Here is a 23,801-nt window from a genome sequence, read left to right as displayed (position 1 = left end):
AAATTCCAGTGAGAAATATCGATTTGCCCGCAAGCACGCATCGGTGTGGTTAAGGTGATACTCTGACATATACCCAAGAAATTTGGCTCGGTGCGATGCTTTATAGCCATAATTGGGGGACCTTTTTATATTTTTTTCTTAAATCCTTTGATGATAAACCGAAGGAATGAGCACTAAACCGCGCTTGATAGTGCGCGAGAAGTATCGGCATACGACAAACGAAAAAAGCCAACAATCCCAGCTCAGGAGAAGCCCGATGTTTGCTCATGATTCTTGCAATTAGAAAATCGACATTGGGTTGCAGTTCTGTATTGTCCAAAATAGATCGCGCAAGCGAACTGAAGGGGCGCATAGGCGCCTGAAAGCGTAAAAAAAAGAAATCAACCCGGACATCCCGTTGCATAATCAGATGACCAAACCCTAGCCAGGGTTTGTTTTTGCAATAATGCGTTACCCACCGCCTCAAGATTCCCAGCTTCAATCTCATAGAGGACACTAGAAAGTCGCATGATAACATATTTTCAGGCTCCCATATGCGCGTGGACAGTGGCACACCCTCCCCCCAATTAGTGCAGAAATGACGTCGCTCTTGGTACTGGACGCGTTACGTCGGTGCTAACCTTCTCTATTTTTTTGCAGAACAGAAAGCGCGTATCAGGCTCTCTAGCCATACTTAGAGTACGCAAAGTTATTCATCACTCTACAACACTTTAAGCGCGCAATTTTATGTTTTGTATTAAAGGATTTTTGCTTTCAAAATATACGAACAACATCACACAAAGTAGAATAAACAAGCTGCCCCCAACATTAAACCAAACCTTCTCTGTAACCAGCACTGTTGCACCGAAACAGTTAGCAATAGCGTGGACAAAAAAAGGCGCACACGCATAAAATTTAGAGCGCGTAACAACACCACGATACGCCAAGCATGTATTGAAAATATGCATGAGTATGACGCTCATTAAAGCACACAAAAAAATACTCGCTTGCGTCCAGGAATAAAAAATTACATATTCACTGGCTAATAAGCTAGATCGAATAAGCCAACCATTATAAACAAGGAAAGGCCCTAGCGCCTTATAAACTAATTCGCATAAACCCCAGCCTATGCCAATATTCAGCGGCAAACGCCACAACAAACTAGGCGAGCACCGATAAAACTTAGTAACTAACCAACGACGCATAGCTTCTTCTGCTACAACAAAAAAAACTGAAAATGTTAAAAATAAAAAAACAAGCGCCAGCCCCTGCTCTGCACGACTCTTGGTTTCAACAATACTCATCATATAAAGCGTTTTTATTACAGATTGCTCCCAAAAAGCAATAAACCCGCCAGCAATGCAGCTAGCAACAAACCATCCCACAGCACCAGCGACAACCAATTTGAACTTCAGAAAATGATGAAACACACATAGAAGAAAAACAACGCCAAGCACTTGCAGTAAACGTAAGGCATCAAGTTTATGTTCTGTTTCCGAGTAACGCCATACTAACAGAACAATCACCTCAAAAACTATGCCGCTCAACAGCACATTTATCCAACTAAATGTAGAGCGAAAAAAATTATAAATGACAGCGCCATAAATAAGGCCTGCGAGAAGCGAAGTAATAAATAAAACCAACATTATTATGCCCCCTCATTTACTAAAGCGTAACTGCTATTTTTCTTCATGGATAATCTGTCTTGCACAAAATCATAAATTTGCCGCATAAGAGCAAACATAAGAATAGTAGCGATTGTATAATGCCCAATTGCAAGAAGTTCTGGCTCAGCGGCCCGCCATGAAAAGCGCGCCCAAGCCGCCAAGCATTGTAAAAGCAGGATAAGAACAAAAAAACGCCATTCCCACGCCCAGTGCTGCCTCTACACCATTGCCATTATCTTCTGCCACCCAATGAGAGAGCAAAAAAAACTGCATAATCGCCATGCCTATAGGGAATAGACCAACAGCAAAAACAATATTAGGCGTACTATAAGCAGAAAAATCAAACTGCCTATCATACGCATAAAGCCGTATAGAAAAAAAATCAAAAGCACATAACAACCAGCGCTTGCCCCAATAATCGCCTTCGTGCCTTTAAACGTTTTAACCAAAGAGAGTAACCAGCGGTACCCCAATATAAGCGAAAGCGCCAAAACATAATAAGGAAAATAACTCGTAGCGCCATAAACATAAAGAAAAACAAGACACAAAACAACGAGCAAGAAAACCAAATGTTCAACCAATGTTTTTTTCTTCATCAAAGGGAAAATAATCAGCACCAGACAAAAAACGGCGCCGATAACAGATAATGTCAATTTGTCAAGCATTATTGCAAGCCTCAAAAATAGAATTTATTAATATTGCATAGCCTGAAGAAATGTCAAACATAAACAAAAGACCAACCGCAAAATGAATTACAAAAGGCAGATAGGAATAGACCTTGCGCTTATCTTGGAAACCAAGATACATAAAACGCGTATTTACAACATGCATCAATACAATCATGCCCGCGGCAATAAGATAGCTGATCGCTTGTGGACAAGATTCAAATGCGACATAGCCCACCATTTGTGGCGCCCTATCAACACGGTAATTCAAGTAAAGAAAAAGAGCTGGGAGGGTCTTATAGCATAAGTCTAGAACACCCCAGCCCAGCCCGAAATAAAGGACCTCACGCGCAGCTAATTCTGGCTTATATACGCGAAGCAACCACAAACGCAAAAGCTCCGCAGTTAAAACTGATATCAAAAGGATAAAAAAGGGATAGTTTGCAGCAACCAAACTCATGTAATGCACCACCTGCTGCTGGCTATTATTAGCAGCAGACAAAGCAGGCAATGGCAACAAAGAGCTCAAATATACAAAACCTGCCCCAATACACAAGGCAGCAACTGCACCACAGAATCCAAGAACTAAATATTTATATAAGTAGTGCTCGTACAGAATTAAAAGCATGCCAAGATAACATACCAAAAGCAAAGATAAGTCTGTAAGCCCACTTTCACTATGTGGATAAGCGAAGATGATAGCGCAGGAAAGGCCAGCTAGCCCCCCCCAAAATGACGCGCTCGCCCAACAAGCCATTGTTTTTAAGGAGACGAGGGCTGGAACTTATCCCAAAACTAAGCAGCATTCCAAAAATTAAGTCAGACATATAATTTCCTTAAAGCGCCTTGCCCTCCCAAGCATACCAAGATATTATTGCGGGAGAAAAACTCCCTGCTAAGAGGCTGATAGTGTACCCCTTAGCAAGGCCTTTACCTTGTTAAAAAAGCCAGGTCAAACAACAATTTCACCACTTAGAGCGAGCACAATCCCAACCAGCTTTAGCAATACCCGCGGCTGCGCCACGGGACCCCGCCTACTATTGCTCCAGAAACTGCCCCTCCTGGGTTGGCTGCTCTAGGCTTTAGGATAACCCAAAGAACTATAGCCTCCTGTCTTCTCACTCAGTTTTCTTTTTAAACGGGTTAATCACGCTAAGCTTCACATTCTTTGATTTAATGTAACGCGCGTACACATAAACAACAAACATCAAACAAATCCAATTTCTAACCATTCTATAGTCATCATCTGTATGAACAAACGCTACATAATAAGAAACAAAGAGGCTAAAAAACAGCTCTGCAAGAACATCAAGGACCAACCAATAATATTTCTTTGTAGTAACAAAGAGAACCATCAAAAATGTCAAAAAAACTTGGCCCGTTAGAATAGCAAAACCAAACACCGCATAATCAAACATTTTTTTCACTGCCTCCCTGTTTGCAAAACCTATCTGTTGATAGATTTCTCGAAGGTCTGATAAAAGCAGTGATGACACAAAAAAGACGCCTATGGCAAACCCACAGCCAATGCAAATGCTTAAATCTAGCACTGACATAGATTTTTCCTTCAAAGCTTTAGCAATTAGGACATAGCGAGCCCCCCCTATCATCAACGGAATAATGAAAAGCAGATAAATATAGCTCGAAAGCTGCAGATCAAAAAAATCTAACAGAAGGTCATCACTCACAACAATAAAACCAGCTGCGATGAAAAAAATGGGGCAACTTGCGATAATGGCCAAACTAAAGCATTTTATATTGTTTACTATATTGGGTATAAATTCAATGCAAAAAGAAAGAAAGAACATAATTATAGCAACATGAGAAGATGTTATCGACACATCGTCTATATACTCAAAGATATATATGATGGGAGGAACAACCAATGCCGCCACTATGAATGCAACCATGCTCCCTTTGTATAACATGCTTTTTCCATTAATAGCAATAGTTTTGAAGAATAGATACATGCCAAACCACAGACAAAAATAAGCGAGCACTAAACCAAACGCGCCCATAGCTCCTCCTGTGTAATATTCCAAACATAAAGGCGGCACCTTTTACAGTACCACCATTCTAGGCTTTAGGATAACCCAAAGAACTACATCAAAAGTGCATCAACATCCCACCACCTGAATTAGCAAAAGATTGACCCAAAAACTGTGTGCCACACTGGGCAGCAGCCACACCATAACCAAGATAACCACCTATGGTGCCTCCGAATTCATTGCCTACAATTTGCCCAAAGCTTGCTGAGGTCATGGCAGCATAAGGATTACGCCCAACCCCTGCTCCTAAGGCAAGACCACCCAGAAAGCCAACCTTACCACCATGCTTGCTACCAAACGCAGTACCAGAGTTATATTTGCTACTAAAATTATCGGCACTGCAATAATCGTGCGAACGACTTGAACTTCCCATTTATTTTCTCCAATTTAGTGTATAAATAAATCCCCAAAGGTTACTTATGTCCCCGCGCCAAAATGGCTTACCCATAATTAACCACCGAAACACCCCTGGAGATATGAATGCATTTTCATGCAAGTTCGCATTTATAATATATAGTTGACAAAATCAAGGGAATTGTGTCAAAAATATGGCATATTTTAGTAAATTTATTGCTTACTTATTTTATGTGTTTAAACTTAATGGTTTATATTATGAGCAATAATAATGAAAGTCGAATAAGATTCTCTTAGTTTACAAAATATACTAAAAGTATATAAATATACTGATAGAGATATTTATTGTTGCAATTGCAATCAGAATTATAGATTTAGTTAACCCGTTTATATTTCAAGCGATTATTGATCGTATCATTCCGTTTTGGGCAAAATTTGAGGAAAATCATCCGCGCAAGGTCTCTGCTCCGTGACGGCTCACACGCAAAAAAGCCCGCCAAGCACGGCTTTTAACCGCCTCACAAAACGCCAAAAATAAGAATTAGAAAAGTTGTAACAAGATAAATGGTACGGTTGGTGGGATTTGAACCTACGACCTCTGGTGCCACAAACCAGCGCTCTAACCAACTGAGCTACAACCGCATAAAAAGAAAATGTATCATAACTGTTCACGATTTCGTAAACATTTATTCTTATGCTTATGTGACATAAGGAAAATCAACAAAGTTTGCAAGCCCCTTTAAAAAAATCTCGCAATTTTTTGTGAAGAAAAAAGCGTTTTTTTACAAAGGAAATTTTGCCCAATGTTCAAGACTATGATCACGATAGTCTTTTATGCTATCAACACCGTCTTGTTGCATCATCTGCAAAATCTCTTGCAGAATAGTTATAGCAAGATGTGGACCTTCATAAACCATCCCACTATATAATTGAATTAAATCTGCACCAGCTTTTACTTTTTCCAAAGCGGTTTGTGCGTCCTTTACACCGCCAACACCAATAATTGCAATCTCCTTCCCTAATTTTTGACGCATTTTTGCAAGCACAATAGTAGAACGCTCAAAAAGTGGACGTCCAGAAAGCCCCCCCTCTTCATTACTGAGGTGACTATTGCTAAGACCTTGGCGTGAAAGAGTTGTATTGGAAACAATCAGTCCATCAAAATCAGAAAGTTTTATTTCTTCTGCAATATCATCCAATTCTTTCTCTGATAAATCTGGAGCAATTTTTAAAAAAATGGGAATGGAAAATCCATGCTTTTTCTCTTGCTCATTTCGCGCTTTCGAAACTGCACTCAACAAAAGATGCAAACTGTCACGGGACTGTAAATCACGTAAACCTGGTGTATTAGGAGAAGAAATATTAACCGTAAAATAATCAGCAACATCATAAAAATGAGCAATACCAACAGTATAATCATCAATCTTATCGACCGTATCCTTATTAGCTCCAATGTTAACTCCTACAACACCAGTTTTTTTACACGCGCGCAATCTGTTGTAAACAACTTGATGTCCGTCATTATTAAAGCCCATTCTATTAATAATCGCTTCATCTTCTTTTAAACGAAAAAGCCGTGGTTTAGGATTTCCAATCTGAGGCTTTGGTGTCACTGTCCCAATTTCAGTAAAACCAAATCCTAAACGAAAAATACCATCCACAACCTCTGCATTTTTATCAAACCCCGCTGCGAGACCAATAAAATTTTCAAACTCAAGCCCAGCAACAGTTACACACAAACGTTTATCGATAACCTTTTGACAGCCATTTAATCCACTTTTCAGCCCGAGAATCGCTAAACTGTGTGCTTGCTCGGGATCCAACATAAATAAGGCAGAACGGCCAATACAACGAAACAAACTCATCAATCCTTCTCCACAACATAAAAATAATCCATCGCACCTCACCTATATCTTTTAACACAAAAGATCACCAATCAAAGAGAGCATATTATCCAAATAATATTCCCCTTCTAGAAGAAAATTCATTACACAATAGCCATACATGTTTATTTGATGTATACTGTGTAAAAAATTTTTATTCTTAAAAAACGTTTCTCTTTTTCGACATTTTTTAAAGATTAAAATGTGAATTCTAATCTTATAAAATGCAGCATGAATTGAAACATCAATGGCTCTTCACCATAACCATGGTTTTGTGACATCTCATGCAGGAAAGCCCATAATTCTCTTAAAAATGCACGAAAATGCACGCAAATTATCCCTGTTCCCAAAGTTCCTTTGTGTAATATTGTTTCCAATAGAAACAGAGCTTGCTCTATAAAGCTATTTTTTCCTAGCATTTATAGAATACATGGTTCATAAAATTATCTAAATTCATACTATTGTTGCGCTATTTATTAGCAACAGGGTATTCAATCATTTGTACTCTATTGATAAAATTTTGAAGAAACTGCATTGTTTTTTTTGCCATTTCTGATGCACTAAATACAATTTAGCATCTATAAGTGCTCTGTCTAACATATAGTTTAAGTAATGACAGTTGATCATTGAACTCCCACCTATCATACCAACGATTTCCAAACCAAAATGATCTTGCAAACCCTAGAGCTCTGCTATTTATAAACTAATACAATCTTCCAGTAGATGAAATGTGTTTCTTCCATCAGAATTATCGCCATTTTAGCTCATGCACCCCAGTAAAAATAGCTTTTAGATAAGCCATAATGCCCTCCTAATTGCCATTATCGCTTACTAAATTAAGAGGAATTAAATTATAAGTTTTCTCCTGCCTCATCTATCTATTTCTTCCATCAATGCTGAAATATATTTTTTATTTTACCAATATATGTACTTCATTACTGCTCATTTTGTGGTATTATGTAAAAATCTTTCTTTTTAATGTTATCATAAAAATCTTGAGGCAATTATATAAATTAAGCTACAGTTTTCTACTTTCTGTTGAAAAAAGCAGATATAGTTTTTATCAAAAAAGCTTTTTTCTAGGAAATGTTCTATGTACATTCAAATAGAGCCCTAATGCTCTTTATTGAACCTTATAAAGTTCTTTGAAAATAATATTAATATTGTAATATAACCCTAAAAATAAAATCTGCCCTTTCCTTTTTCATCAAAAGCGGTAAGTAAATTACCGTATATCGCTTACATAAAGGGGAAAACGCAATGCTGAAAGAATTTAAAGAATTTGCCCTAAAAGGTAATATGATTGATCTTGCTATCGGTGTGATTATAGGGGGTGCTTTTGGTAGCTTGGTCAACTCAATTGTCAATGATATTTTTATGCCAATCATTGGACTGATTACAGGTGGAATTGATTTTTCTAATATGTTTATTCAACTTGCTGGCGAAAAACAAGCAACATTGAGTGCCGCCAAAGCAGCTGGAGCAACCATTAGCTATGGACACTTTATTACTTTACTTATCAATTTTCTCATTATTGCTTGGGTTCTTTTTTTATTCGTTAAAGCTATGAATAAAATCCGTAGAAAAGAAGAAGAAAGCCCAAAAAAAACGTCTTCAGAAGAACAACTTTTAACAGAAATTAGAGATCTTTTGGCTAAGAAAAAATAATTTTATGCAAGATTTACATCATGGAACACGAGGAAAAAACATTTCCACAGTTGTTCCATGATTGGGTTTTGAGAACAATAAAAATTGTCCTCCTCTTTCTTCCACCATTGCTTTACACATTGGGAGTCCTAAACCTGTTCCTATAAAAGCGCTATCACCAGATCGGCCATCTTTGCGCTCTACTTGACCATAAGGTTTCAGTGCCTGTACAATCTCTTCTTCGTTCATCCCTATACCATTATCACTCACTGAAATTTTTACACGTTCTTTTCTATAAGAAACGTGAACAATAATCTGTCCACCCAAAGGTGTAAAACGAATAGCATTGGAAAGAAGATTCCATATAATCTGGCGAAACACTTGTTGTGATACAGGAATAAATGGAACATGAGGTGGAGCAACAATGCGCATGATAATGCCGTTCTGATTGGCTTGAGTTTCAAGAAAAGCTATCGTCGCACGTAAACAAGATATCACATCAAATGTTTCAGAAATAATGGAAGAATCAATCTGGTTATTGGAACCAGAATAATTTATCTTCGAGCACTCTAGTAATTGATTAATCAGCAATAATATATGTTTTCCAGAGGAAATAATATCGCGTAAATATCCACGATAGCGCTCATTTTCTATCGAACCAAAACGGCCTTCTCTCATAATTTCTGCAAAACCAATAAGAGCATTCAAAGGTGTTCGTATTTCATGAACAACACCAACAATTTTATCCTCTTCTGCTTTTTTTTCTCCTAATGGAACTGTTTGTGTCCTATCACGCAACATAACAGCATAATTGCCTTGCTGTGCCAAAAATACAATCGTTATCAAAACGGTTATATTTTTATGATTTTTCGTCATTAAATCAGCTGTTTCTCTGCGATTTAAAACCTGATTTTTCCCCTCCACACGGATTGATTTAAAATATTTTTCAACGAAAAATCGGCTTTGCAAAGTAAATAATGAAGAGAGTGGCTGTCCTCGTAGTTCATTTATTTCATAACCCATTAATGCTAAGGCTGCCCTACTTGCTGATTGAATAAAGCCCTCTTCATCCAACCATAAAACACCATCTGTTGCTGTATCCAACAATGATAAAACTGCAGCGGGCTCTTTTACGAGAGCTTGTTCTATAGCATTTACCGGCAATGTTCGTGTATATGGTAACTGAATAGCTGTTTCTTCAACTAATTTTTTTTCTTTTACCGATGAATTCAATTCATCACGTAATTTCTCTGCAATTTCATGAAAAGCTGAGCGTTCTATCTCCGTAAGACATGGCATTTCTGTTTCCAGCTTTTCATCTCTTTTTTCTTGGACTTTTTTTCGTATTTTTAAAACACCAAAGCCACGAAACCCCTTAAGCTGTTTTTTAACATCAAAAATTGGCAAAGCCGACAACTCAACATCAAGCCATTGTAAGCAACCATCAACAGGCCATTGAACAATCTCTTTACTCCAAGGCATAGCAGCTTCAATAAAATGACTGAGAACCAGATATCGATCATCATTAAATTGATGAGCAAGCTCATGAAAGCTACATCCTAAAATAGAGGAAGAGAGAGGACCAACAACTTCAGCTAGTTCTTTTGAGACTTCACAAAATAAACCATTATGATCGATTTCCCACGTAAAAGGCCGCGGCAAAAGCTCTGGTATAAAACGAAAAGCTTCTTGCTGACATTTTAATTCATTTGTATTTAACTTCAATTCATCTGCTTTTAATGGCATAATTAAAACTAAAAAGTGTTGGGTTTACTCTCAAATGAATAATGCTAATTTGTTTACAATTATCTATTCTGGTTAAAATAAATTGATATCTCATATCAATTGTCTGGAGCAAAATTTTGACTGTTTCATCAACAAAACAAGAATAAAAAGAATCCTCCAACTCCTATTGCTTATTCACCCATTATTGTAATAAATCTTGTTACAATAATGGTAACATCTCCCTCGCATAAATAGTACTCAAAAAGAATACACTTATTTTACGCATTCATGTGCCTGTTTTTAAAAGATATCCCCCAAGCTCCTCAAGCTTATTTTACAACGGCATCCGTAAATAGTATAATGTAAAGACCCCCATAACAGATAGCAAGGCATTGTACATGACATTTTTATGCTTATAAAAGAGCTTGTTAGGACCATCATTATACTAATTTTAACCCCTAATGTCACCAATAGTTCTTGGCATTTGAAGGCGTTCATAAGCGGCATTTTTATTTTTTTTAACTTTTTTACCCCTACATTATTATGATGCACAAGAAAATCGTTTTATTTGTTTCAACAGAAACAAATTTGAAATGAAAAAATCTTACGATATTTGAAACTTTCATTCAATACTTATAATGATAAATTATTATTATAAATCAATAAATTGCATTATAAAAATAGAAATTAAAATTTCTTTTTCAAATAAAGTTTCTCGTAAGAACACCTTTCTTGTACCAATAATATCAAATAATAACAAATTTAGCATAGTGCTTTAAAGCACCCAATGCAACAAAACTTGCATATTGGATACTCTTCTTATGATGCTCTCCATAATCCCCAAAAGACCTTTCTTTCATCAGAACCGCTATAGGAAGAGAAAACAAAAAAATATACCACTGCATTATTTAACCAAAGAACTTTTCTGCAATCAGAAAAGAGAACAAAAATCATCTGTTCTCATACAAAGATTTGTTTAATTTCTTTACATTCCAGATCATCTAGAAATGTTAAAAATATCTCCCCTTTTAGTATCAGCAGTCAAAAGATCGCTTTTGCTTTATTACTCTCCATTCAATTTTTTAATATTATTATAAATAATAAATACATGATCACATCTGTTTTGAAAAATAAACCAAGCATTCGCTATTTAAGTAATGACTGTCAAACATTTTAAAAATAGCACATTTTAATGTGCTTTTTTATTTCCCTGCATTAAGTAAAATTTCACGTTTTCCCACATGATTAGCGGCTCCAACAATGCCTTTTTCTTCCATCCGCTCAACAAGAGAAGCTGCTTTATTATAGCCGATTGAAAGTCGGCGCTGAATATAAGATGTTGAACATTTTTTATCACGCATAACAATCTTTACAGCTTGATTATAAAGCTCCTCTCCCTCTTCATCAAAATTTTCTTCCTCAGAAACTTCAACCGTTGAATCGGAAGAAGAATCCTCTTTGTTATCATCTTCGTTATCCGTGACGGTTGCTAAATAATCAGGTTTTCCTTGCAGTTTAAGATGTGCAACAATGGATTCAACTTCTTCATCAGAGACAAAAGGTCCATGAACGCGTACAATACGCCCCCCACCTGCCATATGAAGCATATCTCCTTGACCTAAAAGCGTTTCAGCACCTTGTTCACCTAGGATCGTACGACTGTCAATTTTTGATGTCACTTGAAAAGAAACGCGGGTAGGAAAGTTCGCTTTAATTGTCCCTGTGATAACATCAACAGAAGGGCGCTGTGTTGCCATAATAAGATGAATACCAGCCGCACGCGCCATTTGTGCTAAGCGCTGAATGGCATTCTCTATTTCTTTCCCTGCCACCATCATGAGATCAGCCATCTCATCAACAATCACAACAATATAAGGAAGCTGCGTCAGATCCATGGCTTCTTCATGATAAAGCATTTTCCCTGTTTCCTTATCAAAACCCGACTGTACAGTACACATGATCGTTTCACCTTTTTGAGCCGCAAGTGCAACACGTGCATTAAAACCATCAATATTACGTACACCTAACTTAGCCATTTTGCGATAACGCTCTTCCATTTCACGAACCGCCCATTTTAAAGCTGTTACTGCTTTTTTAGGATCTGTTACAACAGGTGTTAAAAGATGTGGAATGCCATCATAAACAGAGAGCTCTAGCATTTTAGGATCAACCATGATCAAACGACACTGTTTTGGTGTCATACGATAAAGAATCGACAAAATCATTGTATTAATTGCTACAGACTTGCCTGATCCTGTTGTTCCTGCAACCAATAAATGAGGCATTTTTGCTAATTCTACAATGACCGGCTCACCACTAATCCCTTTCCCCAAAGCAAGAGCAAGTTTAAATTCACTTTCACGAAAAGAACGTGTTTGAATTAATTCCCGTAAATAAACGGTTTCACGAACCGCATTGGGTAACTCAATCCCAATAACATTCCGTCCAGGAATGACAGCAACGCGTGTAGAAATAGCAGACATAGAACGCGCAATATCATCAGAAAGATTAATAACGCGCGATGACTTTACACCCGCAGCAGGCTCAAATTCATACATTGTAACCACTGGCCCTGGATGTACATGGATAACTTCACCCTTAATGCCAAAATCTTCCAAAACACTTTCCAAAAACCCAGCACCGCGTTCCAATGTTTCCTGAGGAATCATCGTACCTTCATGAAAAACAGGTTCCTGTAATAAATTGATCGGAGGAAACTCATAAGCATCACTGTCAATAGATTGAATATTTTGCATAAAAGCAGAATCATAATTGCTTAATGGCACGCGGGCAGATTGCAATATTTTCGTTTTACCGTTTGCTTGCATCACAGACAAATCTTTTAAATTTGGTGTGACATTCTCTGTTATGCAATCGACAATATTATTGGTTTTTTTCGTCTCTATACTAGACTCAGCGTCGCTTAGTGCCTCAGTATCGTTTAACACCCTTGCATTACTTAACGTATGAGCGGAATCTTCAACAGAAAGCTTAGAATGACATTCTTTAGTAATATCATTATTTGTATGCATTAAATCAGAAATTTGCTCAACGCCTCGCATCCTTTCCGCTGGAGATTCCGATGTAATGGAATCATAGAGTTGCGGAAAGCGGTATTCGAGAACACGGTAAAGAGCAGTTATTGACTCATCAAAAACAGAAGGGATATCGGATGTAATTTCATTTGTCGTGTCAATCGATGTTTGATCCTCTTTTGAAGTTTGAGTATCCATATGTTCAAATATCAAAGATACGCATTCAAAAAATGCATCATCGGAAAGATGCCAAGCAGGATTCATTTTTTGTAGCACATTTTCTACTTGTAATTTATGCTCTTGTTTACCCTCCTCAAGGGGGATATTTTCTGATGGTATACAAGTAACTTGTCGTGACAACTGCTTCAAAACTGTTGAATGACAAACCGACGTTTTATTTTCTATTGATTGAGGATTAATGACTTTTTTTGTCGATGAAACGCTTGTTGTTTTCTTGTTACAACGTACAATATCTGTATCTGTAATTTTTTTTTGATCTTGCTTCGTAAAAATTTTAAACTGTTTTGCAAAAACTGGATCTGTTTCTATACGACGACGCAAAATCTCAACTTCTGGGGTTCGCGTGAAACGGACATTTTTTCCGAGGGTAAATGCCTTTTTCCATACTTCCGGATAAGGAAATATCTCTGTAATCTTAACAGATAAATCTTCTCTTGATGCACCTTTCGTACCATCATCAGAAAAAGAAGGCGTAGAAATAGATTTTGTTTTCGAATTATGCATGGCACCCAACAAATTTATAGCAATGAGAAAAATAACCTTTTCAAAAAGAATTCGTAGAAACTATCATACGAAGGTTAATAACCTTTTGCTGATGGTTACTTTTTAATGAAAAAAATAATGCCATAATGCATGTTCATAATCTCCCTTCTGCATATTTACGATATAAATTGTCTCGTTTATGATGTCATAGAGCTCGTATTTCATTTGTTTTGCAGAAAACTTCATGATAAAAAGCTTCAGGAAAATTGTCTATAGCTCTCTTTCTCTCCCATTTCATAAAAGCAATTAGTCCTAATAATACAAATAGGTATATAAGCATTGCTCTATTGAATTCTCCATGCTCAATTATCATGATACAATCTAATTTCTTGCGTTTTTATAAGATTACCCTTGTTATCCCCGTTTAAAACGGCTTAGACTAAGATAATCATAATTAAATAAACACAAATAGAAAAAAGGGAGTGAATTATGTGTAGTAAACGGAAATTTTATATCAATGGTCTATGGGATGACCCAAGCACTCCTCACGATTTTGACGTCATTAATCCATCAACAGAAGAGGCTTGTGCTGTCATTAGCCTTGGAAGTACAGAAGATGCCGATAAAGCAATTAACGCAGCTAAAGAAGCGTTTCAAAAATGGAAAACAACGTCACCAAGTGAGCGTCTTGGGTTCGTTGAAAAAATTCTAAATATCTATGAAAAACGTTCTAACGACATGGCAAAAACCATTTCAATGGAAATGGGAGCACCGATTGATATGGCACTTAATGCGCAAACCGCAACTGGCAGTTCCCACATTCGCAATTTTATCGAAGCTTATAAAGAGTTTTCGTTCCAAGAAACTTTAATAAAGGGAAATGAGCAAGCAATTCTTCACTACGACCCTATCGGCGTCGTAGGATTAATTACGCCATGGAATTGGCCCATGAATCAAGTAACTCTTAAAGTTATCCCTGCTCTCTTGGCTGGCTGTACCATGGTATTAAAGCCCTCTGAAATTGCGCCTCTTTCTGCTATGCTTTTTGCTGAATTTTTAGATGAAGCCGGGCTCCCTGCCGGTGTTTTTAATTTAATCAATGGTGATGGTGCAACTGTCGGCTCTTACCTCTCAGCACATCCAGATCTAGAAATGATTAGCTTTACTGGTTCAACTAGAGCAGGAAAAGATATTTCTAAAAATGCTAGCGCTACTTTAAAAAGAGTCTGTCTGGAACTTGGAGGAAAAGGAGCGAATATTATCTTTGCTGATGCCGACTCAGATGCTATTCAACGTGGTGTGCGACATTGCTTTTATAATAGTGGACAAAGCTGTAATGCACCGACTCGTATGCTGGTGGAACAGAGCATCTATGACAAAGCCATAAAAATAGCCAAAGATATTGCAGAAACAACAAAAGTAGGACCAAATTGCCAAGAAGGAAATCATATTGGTCCCGTCGTTTCAAAAAAACAGTATGACAAAATTCAAGATCTTATCCAATCGGGAATTGATGATGGTGCAACTCTTGTTGCAGGCGGAACTGGTTTACCAAGAGGAATCGAACGCGGTTATTATGTCCGTCCAACAGTCTTTGCTGATGTAAAACCTCATATGCGTATTTTCAAAGAAGAAATCTTTGGTCCAGTTCTCTCGATTCTTGCTTTTAATACAGAAGAAGAAGCTGTCGCTTTAACGAATGACACTGAGTATGGTCTTACAAACTATATACAATCACAAGATCGCAACAAATGTCGTCGTATTGCGGCACAAATACGCTCTGGTATGGTAGAAGTTAACGGATATGGATTACCCAGTGGAAGCTATTTTGGAGGTGTAAAATTGTCTGGACGCGCCCGTGAAGGGGGACTTTGGGGAATTAAAGAATTTCTCGATAGTAAAGCAATTTCGTACTGGTAAAATCTTATTAAAAACTTAATAGAAATCGTATGGTAATACAAAAAATAACGGATGAAGGTGCTCTTGGGCAACGTCTTGATCAGTGGCTAGCAAAACAATATCATAATGTGTTCTCACGTTCGCGTTTGCAAACCCTCATCCGTGAAGGCTATCTTAAAATTGATGGTCAATTCATAAAGGAACCAAAAACAAAATTAAAACCTCAGCAAATAATTGAATTGGCAATGCCTGACCTTCGTGATGCAGAACCTAGTGCTGAAGCTATTGCATTGGACATCCTTTTTGAAGATGATCATATCATTGTTATTAACAAACCAGCAGGTCTTGTTGTTCATCCTGGCAATGGAAATTGGACCGGTACGTTGGTTAATGCCCTTATTTATCACTGCGGTAATAGTTTATCTGGTATAGGTGGTGTTAAACGCCCTGGCATTGTCCATCGTCTCGATAAAAATACAAGTGGTGTTATGGTGGTTGCAAAAAATGATCTGGCTCATAAAAGTCTCAGTGCTCAATTTTCTGATCATGGACGTACCTGTGCATTAGACCGACGCTATCATGCCTTGATTTGGGGGACACCTCACCGCAATGTTTGGACAATTGATGCATCACTTGGCCGTTCGCCCCATAACCGAACAAAGCAAGCTGTTATCCATAACCAAAACCCTTATGCTCGTCATGCTGTTACACATTTTTCTTTGCTAGAAAAATATGGCTCTCATGCAGACTCAACATCTTTTGCTAGCCTTCTGGAATGTCGCTTGGAAACTGGACGCACCCATCAAATCCGTGTTCATATGGCTCATATTGGGCATCCACTCATAGGCGATACAGTTTATGGAAACGCTTTTAAAACAAAATCAAACGCATTCAACCCCACTATTAGAAATGCAATCGATCGATTCAACCGACAGGCACTCCATGCCGCAAGTCTCACTTTTGAACACCCTTCTACCGGTAAAGTTATGTCGTTTTCCGCGCCACTACCTCAAGATATGGCTAAACTTATTAAGCATTTAAAAAAAATGAATTGAAACTTTTCTCCTTCTCAAGATTTCACAATAAAATATCTTTTTTTGAACAAACTTGAAAAATATGCTAAAGTGAATGTACACAGGTATTACTATCTGAAGCATAGAATTTGCCTTATCAGGGAATTCAGACAAAAGGAGGGTGCTATTATGGCCCATATGAATTTGTTATCAGTAACCACAGGCGATGGCGGATTAAACCGTTATTTGGAAGAAGTGCGTCGTTTTCCAATGCTTGATCCGAAAGAAGAGTATATGTTAGCTCAACGTTACCGTGAGCATAATGATTTAAAAGCGGCGCATAGGCTGGTAACCAGTCATTTGCGTCTTGTAGCTAAAATCGCTATGGGATATCGTGGCTATGGACTCCCCATTGGGGAAGTCATTTCAGAAGGCAATGTTGGACTCATGCAAGCTGTTAAGCGCTTTGAGCCAGAACGTGGTTTTCGTCTTGCAACCTATGCAATATGGTGGATTAAAGCATCAATCCAAGAATATGTATTACGGTCTTGGAGTTTGGTGAAGATGGGGACAACAGCTAATCAAAAGCGCTTGTTTTTTAACCTTCGTAAATTAAAAAGTAAACTTCAAGCACTTGATAGCGGTGATCTCAATGCAGAACAAGTAAAAGAAATTGCAACTCAGTTGAATGTCTCAGAAGATGAAGTTATATCAATGAACCGCCGACTTGGTGGCGACACTTCACTCAACGCACCCCTTCGTACAAAAGAAGGGGAAAACAGCGAGTTACAAGATTGGTTAGTGGATGAATCTAACGATCAAGAGCAAATTTTAATTGAAAAAAGTGAATTGGAGAATCGTCGTTCCATGCTTATAAATGCCATGGACAATCTCAATGAACGGGAAAGACGTATATTCAAAGCACGTCGTTTAAACGATATACCATTAACTCTAGAAGAACTCTCTGGTGAATTTAACATTAGTCGAGAACGAGTAAGACAAATTGAAATGCGTGCATTTGAAAAAGTGCAAAATTCTATCAGAGATTCTGCTTTATCTCAAAGTCAAGTATAAAACTCTAGAATTAGGTATGAAGCCAATTGTTTGCGCATTTTTAAAGTAGAAATAAGAAAAGCATATATTGGCTTTGTTCTTGTAAACCAGTCTGTAGAATCCTTTGAGTTATGGTATACAGTTTTATTGAGCGTGTTTGATATAACTAATAAAAATCGATATCGAGAAATAACCTTTTATTTTATTTGCATCTATGTTTTATTTTTCTGATCAAGAACTGTTAACTTATCTTGTTGTGCAAGCCATTGTCCAATAACTTTATTGAAAATGGACTCACCTGTTGGTCCTTTTGCAAAAGTTAATTCATTTATACGTCCGTTTTTATCCGTTAATACTAAACGCATCCAATCTAATTCTCGCATCAATTGCAAATTTCGATCAAGAAATGGATGATTACCACTCAATACAACAAGAAAAAAATCATCGTTAATTTTTGTAGAAATAGTTCTTACTAAAGGCTGCCCAATAGATTGTTCACTTGCTTTAAAGGTTAATGCTTGAACACTGCTTATAGCTTTACCTGAGAATTTATCAGAAAGAATAAAAATAAGATCCATAATATATGCAGCAGGGAATGACCGATCGGTATTGCGACGTAAAATTAACCGTAATGATAGCCCTTCATCGGGAATTGTTATATCACCTTGTATGGCTGTTTCTTCTGAATCCCCCTTCACATAAGGCTCCTTTATAAGCGTCCAGCGAACGCTTCCGGTTGCTATCTTTTCTGCATCATAATTTGTGCGTGCTTGATAAAAAACAGCTTCACCTAATTTATCAAGCGATTGCAAATTGCTGGAAACAACGGTTGAGATTCCTTCTTCATCCGAAGAATCTGTCGCTTGTTTTAAACCGACATCAATTTCACTCCCATCCTCTAATAAACGTTGTGTTAACTTTCTCTTAACCGAAAGTGCCTTTGGTACTTCGTGAGAAACTTGAAGATTTTCTCCTAACACCTGATGATCATTTGATACAAATACACGCCCACCAATAAAAAAAATACCAACAGTTAAAACAGCAAAACTAACAACAGAAACAGCACTTACCACAATACGCCTTTGCACCAATGATTTATTAGCACGACGTAAAGCCTGAGAAAAAATATGCGAAACAATATGAGGATTATCTTCTTGCGATGAAGAAATCTTTAACGCACAGCTATTAACATGCTGAGAAGGTAGATCAGCCTCCATATTAACAGGCTCTGCATCTGGTATATCTGATACCCAAGGCTCATCAAATAACTTGCTATCCTTTGGATGTGTAACAAAATCCTGCTTTCTTTTTATGTCTACCACTGAAAATTCATTATTCTTTGGTAATATAGTTTTTTTTGTATATTTCTTATCTTCATTTATATTTGTGGGATTCCACCCAATAACTGAAGAAAGCAACTTTTTTTCAACTGCTAAATATTCTTCTTCAACAGTTGCAATAGCACTATGAAGAATCTTTCTTTGTTCATCTGCTATTGCTTGTGGCATTTTTGCTGTTACAAATTGATATTCTAGTGTTTCAATAGCCCGTTTATAAATCCGCTTACGCACTTGTGGTGTAACATTATTTTGTGCATTAATTGCCTTTTTTAAGATTCCAACGAAATCTACCATTTCCTCTATAATCTCTCTTAAACTAAGCAAAGAAACTCTAGCACTTAGGCTAAAACAGCTTTATTTTAGGCTCATAAATTTATTATCATTTATATTGGTACAACTATCGTCATAGTGTAAAATGAATATAAAAAATAAACAATGTCATTTTACACCTTTCTTTCACGCATTCTTAAAAACTCTTTTTGTTAAAAGATATAGAAATGAACAAAAGATCTATATGGAAACCTAAAAATAATAATCAATTTGCAAAAGGATCTGTAATAAGAATAGTATCTTCGCGTTCTGGACTCGTAGATAATAAAGCCACTTTTGTATTAATCAGTTCTTCAATATAGCGTATATATTTAACAGCCTGTATTGGTAAATCTTCCCACCTCAATGCATGGGCTGTTTTTTCCTTCCAACCTTCTAATGTTTTATAAATAGGCTTCACACGGGCTTGGGCTCCCATAGAAGAAGGTAAATAATCAATCCTTCTACCATCAAGCTCGTAACCAATACAAACTTTTATTTCATCCAAACCATCCAAAACATCAAGTTTTGTCAATGCTATACCTTGAACACCGCAAACTACTACCATCTGACGGACTAAGACAGCATCAAACCAACCACATCGACGCTTTCGACCCGTTACAACACCAAATTCATGTCCACGCACTCCCAGAAATTCACCAATATCATTTATCTGCTCTGTAGGAAAAGGCCCTTCTCCAACACGTGTGGTATACGCTTTTGCAATACCCAAAACATAATGAATTGCACTAGGCCCCATCCCTGAACCTGTACATGCCTGCCCAGCAACTGTATTCGATGATGTTACATAAGGATAAGTTCCAAAATCATTATCGAGTAAAGCACCTTGCGCACCTTCAAAAAGAATGTGTTTCCCTCCTTGATAACCTTCATCTAAAAGACGCCACGTACAATCCATAAAGGGCAAAACTTTATCCGCAACTTGCATCAATTCATCATAAAGCGCTTGAGAATCAATCTCTGCAACACCCATCCCACGACGCAAAGCATTATGATGCCTCAAAAGCCGCTCAATCTTAGCCATAAGTGTATCTTTTTCTGCCAAATCCATCACTCGGATAGCACGACGTCCCACTTTATCTTCATAAGCCGGTCCAATACCACGCTTTGTTGTACCAATCTTTAAACCAGATAAACCGCTTTCTCGAATTGCATCAAGATCACGATGCAAAGAAAGAATCAAAGGAGCATTTTCAGCAATACGTAAAATTTCCGGTGTTATTTTCACGCCCTGATCACGTAGCTTTTTTAACTCTGCTACAAAATGATGGGGATCAACTACAACACCATTCCCAATAATTGATAACTTCCCACGAACTAAACCCGATGGTAAAAGTGATAATTTATAACTAACTCCATCAATAACCAATGTGTGGCCCGCGTTATGCCCCCCCTGATATCTCACCACGATATCTGCTCGCTCAGATAACCAATCTACAATTTTGCCTTTGCCTTCATCACCCCATTGTGTACCGACAACAACTACATTGGCCATAACTTTCTCCGTCGTGTTTAGTCAAAAAAACCAGCATTCAAAAACAAACACTTCTTTATAACGAAACCTTAGAGCAAGTGCGACTCCTCATTTCAGATTTTTCTCAATCTTCAAGTGATTAAATTTTCAAATTTATGATAATAAAGATAAGCAAATACCAAAATATTTTAAATCTGTCATTTTTGCTACAAAAAGTAAAAAAATTAGAGATTTTAATTTGTGCGTATCCAACCCCTGAAAGAGCACTCATTCCTCCTCTTAATCTTTTACAATTCATGTAATATTTAGAGGCTGTTTGTCTAATACAAGGATACAAAAGATCATCATAATCTCTCGTATCCTTTTTCTATTTAAAACACGTTGTGAAAATCACCCGTAATTATTTAAAGCTGTGCTTTTTCAACTTGGAACGCCCACTCAAGCCATTGTGTTAAAATTTCAAGATCGGAAGCCTCAATTGTTATACCCGCCCAAATTCGAAGCCCCGGAGGAGCATCGCGATACGAACCGATATCATAAGCAGCCCCTTCCTCATCAAGGCGTTTCACAACCGCTTTTATGAAAGATACTCGCTTTTCCGTATCCAAAGCAGTAACCACTGGATCCACAATATCTAAACAAACAGCGGTGTTAGAACGTACTTCAGGATCTTTTGCCAAATATTCTAACCATGGTGTTTTGCGAACAAAAGCATCAAGTACAGAAAAGTTTTTCTCCACCCGTGCTCTTAATGCCGCTGCGCCTCCTAGAGATTTTGCCCACTTCAACCCATCAAGAAAATCCTCAACACAAAGCATAGAAGGTGTATTGATTATCTTTCCTTTAAAAATATCTTCGTTCAATTTTCCATTTTTTGTCATATAGAAAAGTTGAGGCATAGGCCAAGCTGGAACATGACTCTCAAGCCTCTCAACAGCACGAGGACTTAAAATCACCATACCATGCGCAGCCTCACCTCCCAAAACTTTCTGCCATGAAAAAGTAACAACATCTAATTTTGAAAAATCAAGATATTGCGCAAAAGCTGCAGATGTTGCATCACAAATGGTCAATCCAGCCCGCTTATGGGGAATGAAATCTGCATTAGGAATACGCACACCAGAAGTTGTCCCATTCCATGTAAAAACAACATCACGATCAAAGTCAAGTTGTGTTAAATCTGGTATTTCACCATAAGGAGCTTCAAAACGACGCACATCAGAAAGCTTTAATTGCTCGACAACATCTTTATTCCACCCAAATCCAAAACTTTCCCACGCCGCCATATCAATGCCACGCTCACCTAATAGAGACCATAGAGCAGCCTCAACAGCACCGGTATCTGAGCCTGGCATAATTCCTATACGATGATCAGAAGGAACCTCAAGAATCTCACGGGTTAAATTAATAACTTCAGCAAGTTTTAATTCTGCTTCTCTAGATCTATGCGAACGCCCAACTAATGCATTTTTAAGAACATCAAGAGTCCAACCAGGCCGTTTGCTACAAGGGCCTGAAGAAAAATTAGTATTATTGGGACGACTGCTTGGTTTTTGTAACATTATCATTATTTCTCCCCTTTTAGATGTTTTTCTTTCTTTATAAAGAAAAACAAATTATTATAAAGACTAATCAATAATCTTTTTAGAAAAAAGTCAAAAATATTTTCTATTATTTCGTATGATTAAAATTCACGGAAACTTTATAAAAAAATCTTTCTTAATCATCTTTCTCGATTGATTCTTTTAATTTTTTTGTATCATTACCACGATAATACAGCATTCTACTAACAATACACTAACGCGTCCAATATGCCTATCAAATTTATTTTATGATAAAGATTCATTGATAACTCTCTAGAATAGGGAAATAAACTTATTAAAAAATCAATTATTTTTCTTTTGATGACTGGACAGAGAAAATTTTAATGTTATAACCGCAAGCGCTTTATATTTTTTATGAAGCATGCCCAGATAGCTCAGTTGGTAGAGCAGCGGACTGAAAATCCGCGTGTCCGTGGTTCGAATCCGCGTCTGGGCACCACTTTTTGTGTTTAGCATATTGAAATATATAGATTTTTCTTTAAATAGCCATTTTCAGACCACCTTTTAGACCACCTTCTACAGTTTATATAATTTTACCTAATTTGTTCTTATTTGCTCCTTATTTTTCTTTGGAGTGAAGGCTAAGATCTCTTTTTTTCTCCATCTCACTGCTCTCCCTAGCTTATATGGCTCCGGAAACACCCCCTGAAGCACCCAATTGCGAATCGTTGTTGTGGATACACTAAAAAGCTGTGCACACTCACGTGTCGTTACATATCTATCTCCATCATCAAATATCATCTCATTACCTTTCTCTTTTTTATATTAATTAAATGGGTGGGGGTGCTGGGAGGAGAGAGCACCCCCATAGGTTTAAGCAGCTTTTGTCAAAATCTTTTGCATCTCTTGTTCTATTTCCCCTAAAAAGATTTCGACCGCTTTATTAATTTCTTCAATGTGTTTCTCATCACGATTGACGCGTTTGATTTTCATTCTCAAACCAGTAGATTTGCCTACAAAGTTTGGATTATAGCTCATGAAATGACACCACTTTCGTCCAGTGCATGCCATTTGGAATTGCATTTGTGCGATATATTCAGGCTTGATTTCGTCATACATAAAAAAACGAAGATGGGTTGTTGATTGTGGACATTTGACTTCGATTAAACCGTCCTCTCCAATCAACCCATCAGGACTTGCCCCCGCCATTTTCATTTTTGGGTGTTGGATAAAACCGCATCTTGTGACTTCTGCGTCATAAATGAATTCATATTCTCTTAAGGCATCCTCTTCATGTTCAATGCCCCATTGCATAGCAGGTGTTGTATAAGATTGGCTTATTTCTCCTGTTAAGCGTTCTGTCATGAGTTTCATTTTGTAGTCTTCATATTTGCTTGTAGGAAAACCTTTTGCTGTCTTACT

18 protein-coding genes and 2 tRNA genes are annotated in these 23,801 nt (G+C 37.3%); 5 read left to right on the top strand and 15 right to left on the bottom strand.

Annotated elements, in window-relative coordinates; translation table 11 throughout:
- Positions 1–100: 100 nt before the first annotated feature.
- The 8 genes from ACFIKO_RS04115 to ACFIKO_RS04080 all read right to left on the bottom strand — a co-directional run bounded on the left by ACFIKO_RS04115 (position 101) and on the right by ACFIKO_RS04080 (position 6,578).
- Positions 101–403, bottom strand: a complete 303-nt coding sequence (locus ACFIKO_RS04115; RefSeq protein WP_375619695.1) for a hypothetical protein — start codon at positions 401–403, stop codon at positions 101–103.
- A 307-nt stretch (positions 404–710) separates the two neighbouring features.
- Positions 711–1,625 carry a hypothetical protein gene (locus tag ACFIKO_RS04110; protein WP_375619694.1) on the bottom strand — a complete coding sequence of 305 codons (915 nt, stop codon included), beginning with the start codon at positions 1,623–1,625 and terminating at the stop codon, positions 711–713.
- A 144-nt stretch (positions 1,626–1,769) separates the two neighbouring features.
- Positions 1,770–2,045 carry a hypothetical protein gene (locus ACFIKO_RS04105; RefSeq protein ID WP_375673375.1) on the bottom strand — a complete coding sequence of 92 codons (276 nt, stop codon included), beginning with the start codon at positions 2,043–2,045 and terminating at the stop codon, positions 1,770–1,772.
- Between the two features lie 258 nt (positions 2,046–2,303).
- Positions 2,304–2,939: a hypothetical protein gene (locus tag ACFIKO_RS04100; RefSeq protein ID WP_375619691.1), complete on the bottom strand. Its 636-nt coding sequence runs from the start codon at positions 2,937–2,939 to the stop codon at positions 2,304–2,306.
- A 490-nt stretch (positions 2,940–3,429) separates the two neighbouring features.
- Complete coding sequence (locus ACFIKO_RS04095) at positions 3,430–4,368, bottom strand: hypothetical protein (RefSeq protein WP_375673372.1); 939 nt, start codon at positions 4,366–4,368, stop codon at positions 3,430–3,432.
- 49 nt (positions 4,369–4,417) lie between these two features.
- A complete protein-coding gene (locus ACFIKO_RS04090) occupies positions 4,418–4,732 on the bottom strand; it encodes a hypothetical protein (protein ID WP_375655942.1) in 315 nt (104 codons plus the stop codon).
- 546 nt (positions 4,733–5,278) lie between these two features.
- Positions 5,279–5,355 (bottom strand) — tRNA-His (locus tag ACFIKO_RS04085).
- A 140-nt stretch (positions 5,356–5,495) separates the two neighbouring features.
- A complete protein-coding gene (locus tag ACFIKO_RS04080) occupies positions 5,496–6,578 on the bottom strand; it encodes a quinone-dependent dihydroorotate dehydrogenase (RefSeq protein ID WP_375673370.1) in 1,083 nt (360 codons plus the stop codon).
- Between the two features lie 1,278 nt (positions 6,579–7,856).
- Between ACFIKO_RS04080 and mscL the strand changes: the two genes are divergently transcribed.
- Complete coding sequence (gene mscL / locus ACFIKO_RS04075; RefSeq protein WP_026500234.1) at positions 7,857–8,264, top strand: large conductance mechanosensitive channel protein MscL; 408 nt, start codon at positions 7,857–7,859, stop codon at positions 8,262–8,264.
- Between the two features lie 18 nt (positions 8,265–8,282).
- On the opposite strand, the gene ACFIKO_RS04070 is transcribed toward mscL, so the two are convergent.
- Together ACFIKO_RS04070 and ACFIKO_RS04065 are read right to left on the bottom strand one after the other, a co-directional pair.
- Positions 8,283–9,989, bottom strand: coding sequence for an ATP-binding protein (locus tag ACFIKO_RS04070; RefSeq protein ID WP_375619687.1), 1,707 nt, complete (start codon positions 9,987–9,989; stop codon positions 8,283–8,285).
- Positions 9,990–11,170: 1,181 nt separating this feature from the next.
- Complete coding sequence (locus tag ACFIKO_RS04065) at positions 11,171–13,747, bottom strand: DNA translocase FtsK (RefSeq protein WP_375673367.1); 2,577 nt, start codon at positions 13,745–13,747, stop codon at positions 11,171–11,173.
- Positions 13,748–14,215: 468 nt separating this feature from the next.
- Between ACFIKO_RS04065 and ACFIKO_RS04060 the strand changes: the two genes are divergently transcribed.
- The 3 genes from ACFIKO_RS04060 to rpoH all read left to right on the top strand — a co-directional run bounded on the left by ACFIKO_RS04060 (position 14,216) and on the right by rpoH (position 17,712).
- Positions 14,216–15,646, top strand: coding sequence for an aldehyde dehydrogenase family protein (locus ACFIKO_RS04060; protein WP_375619685.1), 1,431 nt, complete (start codon positions 14,216–14,218; stop codon positions 15,644–15,646).
- Positions 15,647–15,675: 29 nt separating this feature from the next.
- A complete protein-coding gene (locus ACFIKO_RS04055) occupies positions 15,676–16,680 on the top strand; it encodes an RluA family pseudouridine synthase (protein WP_375619684.1) in 1,005 nt (334 codons plus the stop codon).
- A 147-nt stretch (positions 16,681–16,827) separates the two neighbouring features.
- The gene (gene rpoH, locus ACFIKO_RS04050; protein ID WP_375619683.1) at positions 16,828–17,712 is read left to right on the top strand and encodes an RNA polymerase sigma factor RpoH; all 885 of its coding nucleotides are present in this window, start codon (positions 16,828–16,830) and stop codon (positions 17,710–17,712) included.
- Between the two features lie 191 nt (positions 17,713–17,903).
- Here rpoH and ACFIKO_RS04045 read toward each other — a convergent pair whose 3' ends face one another.
- From ACFIKO_RS04045 to ACFIKO_RS04035, 3 genes are all read right to left on the bottom strand, one after another.
- Positions 17,904–19,325, bottom strand: a complete 1,422-nt coding sequence (locus ACFIKO_RS04045; protein ID WP_375619682.1) for a hypothetical protein — start codon at positions 19,323–19,325, stop codon at positions 17,904–17,906.
- Between the two features lie 241 nt (positions 19,326–19,566).
- Positions 19,567–20,856: an adenylosuccinate synthase gene (locus tag ACFIKO_RS04040; protein ID WP_375619681.1), complete on the bottom strand. Its 1,290-nt coding sequence runs from the start codon at positions 20,854–20,856 to the stop codon at positions 19,567–19,569.
- A 383-nt stretch (positions 20,857–21,239) separates the two neighbouring features.
- On the bottom strand, positions 21,240–22,403 hold the full coding sequence (locus tag ACFIKO_RS04035; RefSeq protein ID WP_375619680.1) for a phosphoserine transaminase: 1,164 nt from the start codon (positions 22,401–22,403) through the stop codon (positions 21,240–21,242).
- Between the two features lie 399 nt (positions 22,404–22,802).
- Here ACFIKO_RS04035 and ACFIKO_RS04030 point away from each other — a divergent pair.
- Positions 22,803–22,878 (top strand) — tRNA-Phe (locus ACFIKO_RS04030).
- A 98-nt stretch (positions 22,879–22,976) separates the two neighbouring features.
- On the opposite strand, the gene ACFIKO_RS04025 is transcribed toward ACFIKO_RS04030, so the two are convergent.
- Together ACFIKO_RS04025 and ACFIKO_RS04020 are read right to left on the bottom strand one after the other, a co-directional pair.
- Positions 22,977–23,180: an AlpA family transcriptional regulator gene (locus tag ACFIKO_RS04025; RefSeq protein ID WP_015856272.1), complete on the bottom strand. Its 204-nt coding sequence runs from the start codon at positions 23,178–23,180 to the stop codon at positions 22,977–22,979.
- A gap of 72 nt (positions 23,181–23,252) precedes the next feature.
- Positions 23,253–23,801, bottom strand: a 549-nt coding sequence (locus ACFIKO_RS04020) for a lambda exonuclease family protein (RefSeq protein ID WP_375673363.1), incomplete at its 5' end; no start/stop codon positions are given.

The sequence above is a fragment of the Bartonella sp. TS82HLJMH genome (genome assembly GCF_042193495.1).
Lineage (GTDB): Bacteria > Pseudomonadota > Alphaproteobacteria > Rhizobiales > Rhizobiaceae > Bartonella > Bartonella grahamii.
Note: the sequence above shows the minus strand (reverse complement) of the source record. Positions and strands in the feature narration are given on the sequence as shown.